The organism is Flavobacterium johnsoniae, assembly GCF_001879205.1.
In the GTDB taxonomy this organism is placed as follows: Bacteria; Bacteroidota; Bacteroidia; order Flavobacteriales; family Flavobacteriaceae; genus Flavobacterium; species Flavobacterium johnsoniae_A.
In genome coordinates, this window is record NZ_MLFK01000007.1 from 406340 (window position 1) to 420209 (window position 13870).

Here is a 13870-nt window from a genome sequence, read left to right on the forward strand (position 1 = left end):
TTTGTTTGACTTTATAACTTTAAGACTTTTAACCTTAAGACTAACAAAATGGCAATAATTATAACAGACGAATGCATAAACTGTGGGGCCTGCGAACCAGAATGCCCAAATACAGCAATATATGAAGGAGCAGATGATTGGAGATACAAAGATGGAACAAGTCTTTCAGGAACTGTAATTTTACCTGACGGAACTGAAGTTGATGCTGATGATGCACAAACTCCTATTTCGGACGAAATTTACTATATCGTTCCTGGGAAATGTACAGAGTGTAAAGGTTTTCACGATGAACCTCAATGTGCTGCTGTTTGTCCTGTTGATTGTTGTGTGCCAGACGATAATCACGTAGAAGATGAAGAAACCTTGTTAAATAGACAAGCGTTCCTGCATGGTGATGAATAAATTATTTATTTAAGATATCTGAAATCCTGAGCTAAAACTCAGGATTTTTTTTTGAGTAATTCGAAATCTGAAAATCTTATTATATTGGTTTGTAATATTTTATATCTCAGTGTTTATTTTATTAACAAAAAAATAATACTTTAGGTGAAAATTTAATAAGCTTATGAGGAAAATCATACTTTTATTTTTTGTCTTATTTAGTGTAAGTGTTTTTTCGCAAAGCGAAGAATACTCTATAATTATAAAAGATATTGAGACATTGCTGCCTATTGAAAATGCTACTGTTGTAATTTTAAAGACAAAACAAATTTTATCGAGCAATAAAGACGGTAAGGTTACTTTTATGCTTACCGGAGGTTCTAATGTACAGGTATCAGAAACCAATTATGAAACTCTGACCGTACGCTGGACATCTTTAAACGGAGATCAAAAATTTATTGTTTATCTAAAAAGTAATAACAACAAACTAGATGAAATTGTTCTTTCTAAGCAGTCTCCACAAAAAGTACTTCAAAAACTTGTAGATAATTCATCAAAAAAACTGGCATCATCTTATAGGCTTAAAGTTTACGTTAGAGAGTTTTTCATGCTCAATAATCAATATTCTTATTATAACGACGGGTTAGTTAATTTTCAGTTTTCCGGAAATCCCTCTACAACACTTCTGGTAGAACAAAACAGATCGTATGGTTTGCTTGAAACTGATGTAAGTGCAGATTTAAGAGGATATGATTTAAATAATGTCATGAAGAACTATGCTGATTTTAAATACTTTGATCCTCTTTTGGAGCCAAAAGCCAAAAAAGAGTATGACTTTATTATCAGAGGTCATGCAAAGAACAAAGATTATTATGTGATGACGATTACGCCTTTGGATAAAGCGAAAGAAGCAATCGATAATTTTGAGATTATCTACGATCCGGAAAAGAAACTGATTATTGAATTTACAATTGATATCACGCCTCAGAATTTGGATAAAATGGAAGAGAAAACAGCCGTGAATTCTAAAAATATTACAAAATCATTTGTAAAAGTAGATTATAGATTAGATGGGGACGATTATTATCTGCTGAGTTCTAATGAAGAAATCGCTTATAATCTTATGTTGAAAGAGGAGATAAAAAAGATTCACGTTCGTAATAGTTTTATAACTACAAATTTTAACAGACAGAATTTTACATACAATGAAAGCGATGTTTTTAAAGAAAAATCTCTTTTTAATAAAAAGAATAAAATCCTGACCAATTATTGGGATATCTCCGGTTTTACAGCTACAGATAAAGAAAAAGCAATTGTAAGTTCGCTGGAGTTTAAGATGTAGTTTTTGTTTATGGTTTATGGTTTGTTGTTTATTGTTAATGGTTGATTGATGATGGTTGATTGATGATTGTGAAATTTGAAATGTCTTAGATATAAAAAAATCCTGAACTAGAGTTCAGGATTTTTTGTTTGTTGTCGGGCTGCGCGATCTTGAGACTCATCTTTTGATTGGTATATCGATCAAAACTACCTTGATGAAACAGATAAAAATTAGGCGTGTAAGTTGAGTTTTTTTCGGCAGGCAGCGTAAAATTATATTAATGCACATTTTTACTTCGGTTAAGAGGTATTAAATCTTATATTTGCAAAATTTTAAAGCCAGAAAATATCATTTTTGGCAGAAATAAAAATTATATACGTAAATCATAAATCATTACAATACAATTGTTAATGGCCGGGCCTGATCAATTCAGAGCCGAATAAAATAAATAGAAACAACAGATGAAAGCAGGAATTGTAGGATTACCAAATGTTGGAAAATCAACATTATTTAATTGTTTATCTAATGCAAAAGCGCAAAGTGCCAACTTTCCGTTTTGTACAATCGAACCTAATATTGGTGTTGTAAACGTTCCGGATCCAAGAATCAACAAGTTAGAAGAGTTGGTAAAACCAGAGCGTGTACAAATGGCAACCGTAGATATCGTAGATATTGCAGGTTTGGTAAAAGGAGCAAGTAAAGGTGAAGGTCTTGGAAACCAGTTTTTAGGAAACATTAGAGAATGTAATGCCATTATTCACGTTTTGCGTTGTTTTGATAATGATAATATTGTTCACGTAGATGGAAATGTAAATCCAATTCGTGACAAAGAAACGATCGATATCGAGTTACAGTTGAAAGATTTGGAAACGATCGAAAAACGTTTAGAAAAAGTAAAACGTGCTGCAAAAACTGGAAATAAAGAAGCTCAGACAGAAGAAGCTTTATTAAACAGAATTAGAGAAGCATTATTGCAGGCAAAATCTGCCAGAACTGTTATTCCTCAAAATAATGATGAGGAAGTATTAATGGAAGGTTTTCAGCTAATTACAGCTAAACCGGTTTTATATGTTTGTAATGTTGATGAAAGTTCTGCTGTAAACGGAAATAAATATGTAGATCAGGTTCGTGAACTAGTAAAAGATGAAGATGCTGAAGTTATTATCCTGTCAGTAGGAGCAGAGGCTGATATTACAGAATTAGAAAGTTATGAAGAGCGTCAGGTTTTCCTTGAAGATATGGGACTAACAGAACCTGGAGCATCAGTTCTAATTCGTGCAGCTTACAAGTTGTTAAAACAACAAACTTACTTTACAGCTGGTGTAAAAGAAGTTCGTGCCTGGACAATCAATATTGGAGCTACAGCGCCTCAAGCGGCTGGAGTTATTCATACAGATTTTGAAAAAGGTTTTATCCGTGCAGAAGTTATTTCATACGAAGATTATGTTCAGTATGGTTCTGAAGCAAAAGCAAAAGAAGCTGGAAAATTTAAAGTTGAAGGAAAAGAATATGTAGTTAAAGATGGTGATGTAATGCACTTCCGTTTTAACGTATAATCTTTTTTCTTAGATATAATAGAAGAAAGAAACAAGAAAATAGATTAAAACTGCTGGAGAGATTCAGCAGTTTTTTTTTATGTATGAAATTTAAGGTACTTTGTCACGCTGAGCCGAGTCGAAGTCGTTTACAGATTTGCTTATTCTTTATGGAGCTACTAGCATGTCCTTCGACTTCGTTCAGGATGACATAAAAAATACAATACTCATTACTATTAATTCCGCAAAGTTTGTCAAGCTGAGCGAAGTCGAAGCAACGTACAGATTGGCTTTATTCTCTATGGAACTACTTGCGTGTCCACCGACTTCACTTAGGATAACACTCTTTTCAAAAAATCCGTGTAAAATCCGCGCTTTCGCGAAAACGAATCCGTAAAATCCGTGTGCCATTTTCAGGAAGCAAAATTTTTGGCTCAAAAATTGGTTACAGAAAAATTAACCAATTACTAATCTAAAATCAATTAATCAAAATGCTAAAAAAAACCTTCAAATTTCTGGGCTGGACACTTCTCGGAATCTTCAGTTTTCTTGTTCTTTATGTGGTTTCGGTTTATTTTATCTCTAAAATCACAGTCAATTCAGATATTGCAAAAGTTGAGGAGCAAAATGCAATTCCTATTTACATACTTTCAAACGGCGTTCACACCGATATTGTCGTTCCGATAAAAAATGAAATTAAAGATTGGCGAAACGAAATTCAATTCAGTCAAACCCAATCTAAAGATTCAGTAATGAATTTTATCGCTTTTGGCTGGGGCGATAAAGGTTTTTACTTAGATACGCCGGAGTGGTCAGATTTAAAAGCCAGCACAGCGTTAAAAGCAGCTTTTGGAGTAAGTTCGTCAGCTATGCATACTACATTTTTTAAACAATTAAAAGAAGGTGATGATTGTAAGCGCATTTTGATTTCAAAAGAAAATTATCAAAGTCTGGTTAATTATATTTCAGATAGCTTCAGCGATCCAATTCACCCAGAATGGATTGAAGGTCACAGCTACGGAAAAAAAGATGCTTTTTATGAAGCAAAAGGAAGTTACAGTCTTTTTTATACTTGCAATACTTGGGCAAATTCTGCTTTGAAAGCCGCCAATCAAAAAGCAAGTCTGTGGACGGTTTACGATAAAGGGATTTTTTGTCATTATCAATAAGCTGAATTATGAAAAAGGTAATTTTCATTTTAGCAATAGTAATCTTAATTATTTCATGTAAAAAATCAGATGCTCCAGCTTGTACAGACTGTGTAGTTTTATATTTTGAAAGTCCGCAGCCTAATAAAGATTCTGAATTATACCGTTTTCCAACTAAGTTCAGAGGTTTGTATATAAATGACGATTCGACTTTTGTTAGAATTGAGAAAGACAGAATTTTAAAAGAATATTTCTATGAAAATATAATTCATAAAAGAGAATTAGATTCCTTAAAAGAAGAATCTATTATTGTAAATGGAAAATTAGTACTCAAAGATTTTAGAACAGAATTTGATTTAAAACCAAAAGGAGATTCTATATTTTTGACAATGAAAATGATAGATACGTTATTCAGGTTTTCTATGAATCAAAAAGCAAAATGGATAGATGGTCAATTGATTCTAAGCACAAAAGATTCTATACATTGGAATGTTGAGTTCCTTTCACTTAAAAAAGAATTTCTAAATTTCAAAAATCTTTATGAAAAAAAGGACTTAAAAAAGCTTGATTCTGTTACAAAAATAAAAGGAAAGATGCTGGATTCAATTTCTTATATAATTAAGCCAACTAGAACTGAATTTAGAAAGATATTAAAAATTAAAAAACTAGGATTTGATAGAGAATACAAGAAACTTTACTAATATTTGATAGTTGTTCAAACATGGAAAAAATATAAGATTCCAATAAAAAACGAGAATTTAAGATTTTGATAAATGCGTAAATTTGAGAGTATCTCAAAAAAACAGCAAATGAAAATCAAAAATATCTTTTCAAAAATATGGTTTCTACTAAAGAATACTTTTTTAGAATTCAATGATGACAACGCAATTAAACTAAGCGCAGCATTGTCTTATTATACCATATTTGCATTACCTCCTTTGTTGATTATTATCATTACTATCTGTGGTTTTTTCTTTGGAGAAGATGCGGTAACGGGTCAATTATACGGACAAATAAACGGAATGGTTGGTAATAGTGCAGCGGGTCAAATTCAGGAAGCGATAAAAAATGTTCAATTATCCGGTGATAATATGTTTGCAACCATCTTCGGAATTGTGATGTTGTTGATAGGAGCCTCAGGGGTTTTTGCCGAAATACAAAGTTCTATTAATTTTATTTGGGGGCTGAGAGCTAAGCCAGATAAAGGAGTTAAAAAGTTTATTCAAAATAGATTAATGTCTTTTTCAATGATTGCTTCTGTAGGTTTTTTAATGCTGGTCAGTCTTTTGGTAAATACAACATTAGATTTAGTAAGCTCACGCTTAAAAATATATTTCCCGGAGAGTACTGTTTATTTATTTTATGTGGTGAATGTTATAATTGTTCTGGCAAGTATAACACTGCTCTTTACGATTATTTTCAGGACTTTACCAGACGGAAAAATAAGATGGAAAGATGCTTTTATAGGATCGGGAGTTACAGCGGTGCTTTTTATGATTGGTAAATTTGCAATCGGTTTTTATCTGGGAAGTTCTACCGTAGCCTCTGTTTATGGTGCTGCAGGATCTGTGATAATAATTCTGGTTTGGGTTTATTATTCGGCAATTATTCTGTATTTTGGAGCAGAATTTACGAAAGTATATGCAAAATCTTACGGTGGTAAAATTTATCCTAATGAATATTCAGTTGAGATTCAAAAGGAGATTTATGAAATCGAAAAATAATACTTAGCCTCAAAGGTTAATCGTAAAAAATATATGGCAAGAACTTTGTAGTTAAAAAAAATAAATACCACGAATATGAAAATAATAGCCTTTGGAGGAAGTAACAGCCAGCATTCAATCAATAAACGATTAGCGACTTATGCATCTGGTTTGTTTGAAAATGCCGATGTAGAAATTTTAGATTTAAACGATTTTGAAATGCCTCTATTCAGCGTTGATGTTGAAAAAGAAATAGGTCAGCATGAACTTGCCAAAGCTTTTCTTGCTAAACTTGAAAGCGCAGATATATTAGTGGTTTCTTTGGCAGAAAACAATAATAATTATTCCACTGCATTTAAAAACATATTCGATTGGAGTTCGAGAATTAATAAGGAAGTTTTTCAGAAAAAGCCAATGCTTTTAATGGCTACTTCACCCGGAACCAGAGGCGGAGCATCAGTTCTTGAGATCGCTCGCAATGCTTTACCAAGATACGGTGCCGAGATTAAAGCTTCATTTTCGCTTCCGGCATTCAATGCTAATTTTGATTTAGAGAAAAATCAAATTTCTAATGCAGAATTAGACAAAGAGTTAAAAGAAATTATTAAAGATTGTTTCTAAAATGAGAATTCCCAAAACTGCTTTTGTATTTCTTTTTCTGCATATCTTTTTTCTAAATTTTACCTTCGCTCAAAAGCTTAGTGAAGTAGATAAAATCGTTGCAAAATATCCTAAAAGCTTTAATACTACAGAAAAATTAGCTCAAAAAATCGAGAAAGATTTTAATTCCGATCATGATCGGGCGCGTGCTATTTATACCTGGATAGCACTCAATATAAAATACGATTACAATGCCTTTTTAAATCCGCCTAAAGTTCGCGGTTTTAGTTATTCTTCAGAAGCTGAAAAACAACGAAAAATCAAACAGCTAAATGATGATTTGATCCAGAAAGCATTTAATTCTAAAAAGGCTGTTTGTGAAGGTTTTACTGCTTTATATCAATATTTAGCCGAATCTGTTGGGTTAAAATGTGAAATAATTCGCGGAGATTCTAAAACTTCACTGCGAGACATTGGGCGTAAAACAACTTTTTCCAATCATGCCTGGAACATGGTTTTAATTGATAAAAAATGGCGTTTAGTCGATGTGACTTGGGGACAAGGTTATTATGACAGCAGTAAAGGAAGAATGGTAAATGATTTTGCACCAATTTATTTTGACACAGACCCGGACTATTTCTTCGCGAAACATTTTCCGGATTCAGGTTCTTATTTAGGAACTAGATTAAGTAAAGATGATTTTCTTAACGGCCCCTTGATTTACAATAAGACAATAGAAAAAGATTATAAAATAAAATCTCCGGAATCTGGAATATTAGAAGTCAGAAATGGAGAAAAATTAACTTTTGAGATTAAAAATGTCTCTAAGTCTAATCAGGTTTTTTATCTCAATAAGAAGAACCAGCCTGTTAAAGTTCAGAATGCTAAAGAAAAAAGAGGAGGTCTGGAATTTCAAATTTTATATGATAATAATGTTGGGGAGTATATTACAATTTTTATAGATACTAACAGCATTGTGTCTTATAAACTGGTTCAAAAAGAAAGAATTTGATCTTTGTTTGATTGAATTTTCTTCTTTTATTGATTTGGCGTATCTTAGCAATTCAGGATTCGAATTAATATGCCATGGAAACAACTTTTTTGAAATCGATCTTAGATAATGATTTCTATAAATTTACAATGCAGCATGCCGTAATTAAACTTTTTCCAAAGGCGAAAGTTCGGTACGGATTTATAAATCGGGGTAAACATGTGTTTCCGGAAGGTTTTGCAGATTTGCTTCGACGTTCAGTTGATGCAATGTCAAATTTGCGTTTAACAAAAGAAGAAAAGAGTTATTTATCGCACTATTGCCCTTATCTCGATCCTACTTATTTAGATTTTCTGCAAGGTTATAGTTTCGATCCTTCTGAAGTTCAAATTAGTCAGGAAGGTTCAGAAATAAAAGTTACGGTTGAAGGTTTTTGGTACAGAACCATTTTGTGGGAAGTACCTCTGATGGCTTTAATTTCAGAATTGTTTTATAAAGCAAATCACCTAATTCGCTTAAATGACGAAGCTGTAAAAAGTCTTACGAAAGAAAAAATCGATAACTACAATAAGCTTGGTGTTTCTATTTTAGAATTTGGAACAAGACGCCGTCATTCTTATGATGTGCACGATTTAGTCAACGAAACTTTGCAAACATACGGCGGACAAAGTTTTATTGGTACAAGTAATGTCCATTTTGCCATGGTTAATAACCGAAGACCGTTAGGTACACACGCACACGAATGGTTTATGTTTCATGCGGCACAATACGGCTTTAAAATGGCTAATTTGATTAGTTTAGAACATTGGACACAAGTTTATGGAGGCGACCTCGGAATTGCCTTAACAGATACATATACAACAGAGATATTTTTCAATCAATTTGATAAAAAATACTCCAAACTTTTTGACGGCGTTAGGCATGACAGCGGAGATCCAATTGAGTTTGCGCAAAAGGTAATTGCTCATTATGTTAAAATGGGAATTGATCCAAAATCCAAAGCCATTGTTTTTTCGGATTCGCTTAATTACGATAAGGTAAAAACAATAGTCGATTTCTGTCATGATAAAATAAAAATGTCATTCGGAATTGGAACAAATTTTACCAATGATGTAGGTCTTCCAGCGATGAATATGGTGATTAAATTAACCGATACAAAACCAGATAATATACATTGGCAGGGCGTAGTAAAGCTTTCTGACGAAAAAAATAAAAACACAGGAACTCCCGAAATGATTGCTTTGGCAAAAGAAGTACTAGGAATCAAATAGTATTTTTTTGCTGAAAATGCAGTTTTTTGATAATTTTGGCGTCCGTTTTATTTTAAAATCAATTTAAATAGATTTTTAAACTGTTATTATTCATAACAAAAAAAAAATACGCTTTCATTTTTTACCGATAAATGGTACATTAGCCAAAAATCCAATTCACCTTATGCTAGAGCAAAATCAATATACCGAAGATAATATTCGATCACTCGACTGGAAAGAACATATTCGTATGCGTCCAGGGATGTACATCGGAAAATTGGGAGACGGTTCTTCTCCGGACGATGGTATTTACATTCTTTTAAAAGAGGTTTTAGATAACTGTATCGATGAGTTCGTAATGGGCTCAGGAAAAACTATAGAAGTTACGATTAAAGACAAAACGGTTTCTGTTCGTGATTACGGACGTGGAATCCCGTTAGGAAAAGTAGTCGATGTAGTTTCGAAAATGAATACAGGTGGAAAATACGATTCTAAAGCTTTCCAGAAATCAGTTGGTTTGAATGGGGTCGGAACAAAAGCGGTTAATGCGCTTTCTAATTATTTCCGAGTAGAATCTGTTCGTGATGATAAACAAAAAGCGGCGGAGTTTTCTGCCGGAAATTTAGTTTCAGAAGAAGATGTAATTGAAACTACTAAGCGCAAAGGAACAAAAGTTACTTTTACGCCGGATGAAACGATTTTCAAAAACTATAAATTCCGTTTAGAATATGTGATCAAAATGGTCAAAAACTATTGTTACTTAAACAATGGTTTGACGATTATTTTTAACGGAGAAAAATATTATTCAGAAAACGGACTTCGTGATTTATTAGAAGAAACAATCAGTGAAGAAGATTTAGAATACCCAATTATCCACTTAAAAGAGCATGATATCGAGGTTGCGTTAACACACAGTAAAACGCAGTACAGCGAAGAATATCACTCTTTTGTAAACGGTCAGAATACCACGCAGGGAGGAACGCACTTAGCGGCCTATCGTGAAGCCGTTGTAAAAACGATTCGTGAGTTTTACAATAAGAATTTCGAAGCATCAGATGTTAGAAAATCGATTGTAAGTGCAATTAGTATTAAAGTAATGGAACCGGTTTTTGAGTCTCAGACCAAAACAAAATTAGGTTCTACAGATATGGGTTCTGATGACGGAACGCCGGCAGTTTCTGTTCGTACATTCGTTAATGATTTTATCAAAACCAAGTTAGATAATTACCTGCATAAAAATCCAACGACAGCTGAAGCCTTATTGCGTAAAATATTGCAGGCAGAACGCGAGCGAAAAGAATTATCAGGCATTAGAAAACTGGCGACAGATCGTGCTAAAAAAGCCAATCTTCATAATAAAAAATTAAGAGACTGCAGAGCGCATCTTCCAGATACTAAAAACCCAAGAAACTTAGAAAGCACGCTTTTTATTACCGAGGGAGATTCGGCTTCCGGATCGATAACAAAGTCGCGTGACGTGAATACGCAAGCCGTTTTCAGTTTACGTGGTAAACCTTTGAATTCATACGGAATGACGAAAAAAATTGTGTATGAAAACGAAGAATTCAATTTACTTCAAGCCGCGTTGGATATTGAAGACGGATTAGAAAAACTACGTTACAACAATATCGTAATCGCAACCGATGCCGATGTCGATGGAATGCACATTCGTTTGTTGTTGATTACGTTTTTTCTTCAGTTTTTCCCTGAATTAATAAAAGAAGGGCATTTGTACATTTTACAGACCCCTCTTTTCAGGGTTCGAAACAAAAAAGAAACGATTTACTGTTATTCTGAAGAAGAAAGAAAAGACGCGATCGAAAAACTAAAACCAAAGCCGGAAATCACCCGATTTAAAGGTTTGGGAGAGATTTCGCCAGATGAGTTCAAGAACTTTATTGGAGATACCATCCGCCTTGATCCGGTTATGATGGATAAAAACACTTCGATTGAGCAGTTATTATCTTTCTATATGGGGAAAAACACACCAGACAGACAAGATTTTATTATCAAGAATTTGAAGGTGGAGATTGATGAGCTGGTGGAGGTTTAGAAGAAAGAATAAAGAATTATAGAAGAATTTTTAGTAGTTATACTGAACAAAATATATGAAAGACGAAGAAGACGATAACATAATTCCAAACGACGACGAGAATAATTCAGATGAAAACCTGATGGATAATCAGGATGGAGATGACGATGAGATTATCGATGTAGATGCTAAGCATTTTGAAGGGCAGCATTTTTACGAAAACCAAGAAGAAGAAGGCGAAGACGTTATTACCAAAGTAACGGGAATGTACAAAGACTGGTTTTTGGATTATGCTTCGTATGTAATTCTGGAACGTGCAGTTCCTGCTATCGAGGACGGATTTAAACCGGTTCAGCGTCGTATTATGCACTCTTTAAAAGAGCTGGATGATGGTCGATATAACAAAGTTGCCAATGTAGTAGGGCACACCATGCAGTATCACCCACACGGAGATGCTAGTATTGGTGACGCCATGGTGCAGATTGGACAAAAAGATTTATTAATTGACTGCCAGGGAAACTGGGGTAATATTTTAACAGGCGACGGAGCTGCAGCTTCGCGTTATATTGAGGCACGTTTATCTAAATTTGCTTTGGAGGTTTTATATTCTCCTAAAATTACAGATTGGGGTGTTTCGTATGATGGTCGTCGTGCAGAACCCAATAATCTTCCGGTAAAATTCCCGCTGCTTTTGGCGCAGGGAGCAGAAGGGATTGCGGTTGGACTTTCTACAAAAGTACTTCCTCATAACTTTAACGAGTTAATCGATGCTTCGATTAAAATTTTAAAAGGAAAAGCTTTTACGCTTTATCCAGATTTTATGACCGCTGGTATTGCCGATGTTTCCAATTATAACGACGGTATGCGTGGCGGACGTGTACGTGTGCGTGCTAAGATTTCGCAATTAGACAAGAATACATTGGTCATTACGCAGATTCCGTTTTCGACTAATACCTCAAGTTTAATTGATAGTATTTTGAAAGCCAATGATAAAGGCAAAATCAAAATCAAGAAAATTGAAGACAACACCGCTGCCGATGTTGAGATTTTGATTCATCTTTTCCCGGGTGTTTCACCAGATAAAACAATTGATGCCTTATTTGCTTTTACAGCCTGCGAAACTTCTGTTGCGCCTTTAGGTTGTGTTATTGAAGACAATAAACCGTTGTTTATAGGTGTTTCTGAAATGTTGAAAATTTCAACTCACAGAACAGTTGATTTGCTGCGTCAGGAATTAGAAATTCAGTTAGAAGAATTAAAAAACAAATGGCATTTTTCTACTTTAGAGAAAATCTTCATTCGCGAAGAAATGTACATTGACTTTAAATTGTATGGAGACAGAGAATCTCTTTACAAATATTTATATGATCGATTTGAGCCTTTCAAGAAATCATTCGTTAGAGAAATTACGGATGAGGATTTACAGCGATTGACTCAAATTCCGATGATCCGTATTACACGTTTCGATTCTGATAAAGCTGATGAATTAATTTCCAGGTTAGAAGAAGAAATGAAAGAGGTTGAGCATAATCTGGAGCATTTAACAGATTTTGCAATAGCTTACTTTACTAAATTAAAAGAGAAATACGGAAAAGGCCGTGAACGCCAGACTGAGCTTCGTGTCTTTGATAATGTTGAGGCTACAAAAGTAGTTTTACGTAACACAAAACTTTTTGTAAACCGAGAAGAAGGTTTCGTAGGAACCAGTTTAAAGAAAGACGAATACGTTGCTGACTGTTCTGATATTGATGATGTAATTGTGTTTTTGCGAGACGGAACCATGATGATTACAAAAGTTGATGCCAAAACCTTTATCGGAAAAGATATTATACATGTTGCCGTTTTTGATAAGAGCGATAAACGTACGATTTACAACATGATGTATCGCGATGGTAAGTCAGGTCCTTCTTATATCAAACGTTTTAATGTGACCGGGGTAACGCGTGATAAAGCTTACGATTTAACTAATGGAACAAATGGTTCGCAGGTTGTATATTTTTCACACAATCCAAATGGAGAAGCCGAGGTCGTTACCATTTTACTGCGTCAGATTGGAACCATTAAGAAATTGAAATTCGATATTGATTTTGCTAAATTGGCGATCAAAGGCCGAGGATCAAAAGGAAATTTGGTGACTAAATATCCAATCAAGAAAATCGAATTAAAAGAGAAAGGAATTTCAACTTTACTGCCAAGAAAAGTTTGGTTTGATGATACGGTAAAGCGTTTAAATGTTGATGGAAGAGGCGAATTGCTGGGAGAATTTAAGCCAAGCGATAAAATCTTAGTAATAAGTCAGACGGGTAAGTTGAAAGTTATTATTCCGGAATTATCGACTCATTTTGAGGAAGATATGATCGTTTTGGAAAAATGGAAGCCTAAAAAACCAATTTCAGCGATTTATTATGATGGAGAAAAAGAACGTTATTTCTTAAAACGTTTTCTTGTAGAAAATGAAGGTAAAGAAGAGAGTTTTATTACTGATCATCCAAATTCGCAATTAGAAATCGTGTCGACGGATTATCGTCCGGTGGCACAATTGGTTTTTGCTAAAGTAAAAGGAGTTCAAAAAGAAGATTTACATATTGACGTTGAGGATTTCATAGCTGTAAAAGGTTTTAAAGCTTTAGGAAATCAATTAACAACAGATAAATTAAAACAGGTTAATTTGCTCGATCCGCTTCCTTACGATGAACCCGTTGAAGAAATTCCTGAGAAACTAGAATTATCAGAAGACGATTCAGTCGAAACAGAATTAGACGACGATGGCCAGATAGGTTTGGTTTTAGACTAAAAAAATGAAAACGCTAAGAAATTATTCTTAGCGTTTTTTTTATGGAATGTTAAAAGTTAAAAACCTTATAATTATATTTTTAAAACTTATTGGAGAAGTTTTTTTGAACTCCTTA

General features: G+C 33.8%; 11 protein-coding genes. All 11 read left to right on the forward strand.

Annotated elements, in window-relative coordinates; all coding sequences use genetic code 11:
• Nucleotides 1-48 precede the first annotated feature (48 nt).
• The 11 genes from BKM63_RS13295 to BKM63_RS13350 all read left to right on the forward strand — a co-directional run bounded on the left by BKM63_RS13295 (nucleotide 49) and on the right by BKM63_RS13350 (nucleotide 13755).
• Complete coding sequence (locus BKM63_RS13295) at nucleotides 49-402, forward strand: 4Fe-4S dicluster domain-containing protein (protein WP_071637054.1); 354 nt, start codon at nucleotides 49-51, stop codon at nucleotides 400-402.
• Nucleotides 403-565: 163 nt separating this feature from the next.
• Entirely contained in the window at nucleotides 566-1723 is a 1158-nt protein-coding gene (locus tag BKM63_RS13300) for a hypothetical protein (RefSeq protein WP_071637055.1), read from the forward strand.
• Between the two features lie 440 nt (nucleotides 1724-2163).
• The gene (gene ychF, locus BKM63_RS13305; RefSeq protein WP_071637056.1) at nucleotides 2164-3258 is read left to right on the forward strand and encodes a redox-regulated ATPase YchF; all 1095 of its coding nucleotides are present in this window, start codon (nucleotides 2164-2166) and stop codon (nucleotides 3256-3258) included.
• Between the two features lie 470 nt (nucleotides 3259-3728).
• A complete protein-coding gene (locus BKM63_RS13315; protein ID WP_071637058.1) occupies nucleotides 3729-4406 on the forward strand; it encodes a TIGR02117 family protein in 678 nt (225 codons plus the stop codon).
• Between the two features lie 8 nt (nucleotides 4407-4414).
• Nucleotides 4415-5086 carry a hypothetical protein gene (locus BKM63_RS13320; RefSeq protein WP_071637059.1) on the forward strand — a complete coding sequence of 224 codons (672 nt, stop codon included), beginning with the start codon at nucleotides 4415-4417 and terminating at the stop codon, nucleotides 5084-5086.
• A 108-nt stretch (nucleotides 5087-5194) separates the two neighbouring features.
• Complete coding sequence (locus tag BKM63_RS13325; RefSeq protein ID WP_083572240.1) at nucleotides 5195-6109, forward strand: YihY/virulence factor BrkB family protein; 915 nt, start codon at nucleotides 5195-5197, stop codon at nucleotides 6107-6109.
• A gap of 75 nt (nucleotides 6110-6184) precedes the next feature.
• The gene (locus BKM63_RS13330) at nucleotides 6185-6709 is read left to right on the forward strand and encodes an NADPH-dependent FMN reductase (RefSeq protein ID WP_071637060.1); all 525 of its coding nucleotides are present in this window, start codon (nucleotides 6185-6187) and stop codon (nucleotides 6707-6709) included.
• Between the two features lies 1 nt (nucleotide 6710).
• Nucleotides 6711-7700: a transglutaminase domain-containing protein gene (locus BKM63_RS13335; protein ID WP_071637061.1), complete on the forward strand. Its 990-nt coding sequence runs from the start codon at nucleotides 6711-6713 to the stop codon at nucleotides 7698-7700.
• A 74-nt stretch (nucleotides 7701-7774) separates the two neighbouring features.
• A complete protein-coding gene (gene pncB, locus BKM63_RS13340; RefSeq protein ID WP_071637062.1) occupies nucleotides 7775-8950 on the forward strand; it encodes a nicotinate phosphoribosyltransferase in 1176 nt (391 codons plus the stop codon).
• Nucleotides 8951-9113: 163 nt separating this feature from the next.
• Nucleotides 9114-10982 (forward strand): DNA topoisomerase IV subunit B, encoded by a 1869-nt coding sequence (locus BKM63_RS13345; protein WP_071637063.1) that lies wholly within the window; start codon nucleotides 9114-9116, stop codon nucleotides 10980-10982.
• 55 nt (nucleotides 10983-11037) lie between these two features.
• Nucleotides 11038-13755: a DNA gyrase/topoisomerase IV subunit A gene (locus tag BKM63_RS13350; protein ID WP_071637064.1), complete on the forward strand. Its 2718-nt coding sequence runs from the start codon at nucleotides 11038-11040 to the stop codon at nucleotides 13753-13755.
• Nucleotides 13756-13870 lie beyond the last annotated feature (115 nt).

What these genes read in the sequence shown, in the direction of transcription:
- BKM63_RS13295 (WP_071637054.1), top strand. Translation starts at nt 49, where the DNA reads ATGGCAATAATTATAACAGACGAATGCATAAACTGTGGGGCCTGCGAA.
- BKM63_RS13300 (WP_071637055.1), top strand. Translation starts at nt 566, where the DNA reads ATGAGGAAAATCATACTTTTATTTTTTGTCTTATTTAGTGTAAGTGTT.
- ychF (WP_071637056.1), top strand. Translation starts at nt 2,164, where the DNA reads ATGAAAGCAGGAATTGTAGGATTACCAAATGTTGGAAAATCAACATTA.
- BKM63_RS13315 (WP_071637058.1), top strand. Translation starts at nt 3,729, where the DNA reads ATGCTAAAAAAAACCTTCAAATTTCTGGGCTGGACACTTCTCGGAATC.
- BKM63_RS13320 (WP_071637059.1), top strand. Translation starts at nt 4,415, where the DNA reads ATGAAAAAGGTAATTTTCATTTTAGCAATAGTAATCTTAATTATTTCA.
- BKM63_RS13325 (WP_083572240.1), top strand. Translation starts at nt 5,195, where the DNA reads ATGAAAATCAAAAATATCTTTTCAAAAATATGGTTTCTACTAAAGAAT.
- BKM63_RS13330 (WP_071637060.1), top strand. Translation starts at nt 6,185, where the DNA reads ATGAAAATAATAGCCTTTGGAGGAAGTAACAGCCAGCATTCAATCAAT.
- BKM63_RS13335 (WP_071637061.1), top strand. Translation starts at nt 6,711, where the DNA reads ATGAGAATTCCCAAAACTGCTTTTGTATTTCTTTTTCTGCATATCTTT.
- pncB (WP_071637062.1), top strand. Translation starts at nt 7,775, where the DNA reads ATGGAAACAACTTTTTTGAAATCGATCTTAGATAATGATTTCTATAAA.
- BKM63_RS13345 (WP_071637063.1), top strand. Translation starts at nt 9,114, where the DNA reads ATGCTAGAGCAAAATCAATATACCGAAGATAATATTCGATCACTCGAC.
- BKM63_RS13350 (WP_071637064.1), top strand. Translation starts at nt 11,038, where the DNA reads ATGAAAGACGAAGAAGACGATAACATAATTCCAAACGACGACGAGAAT.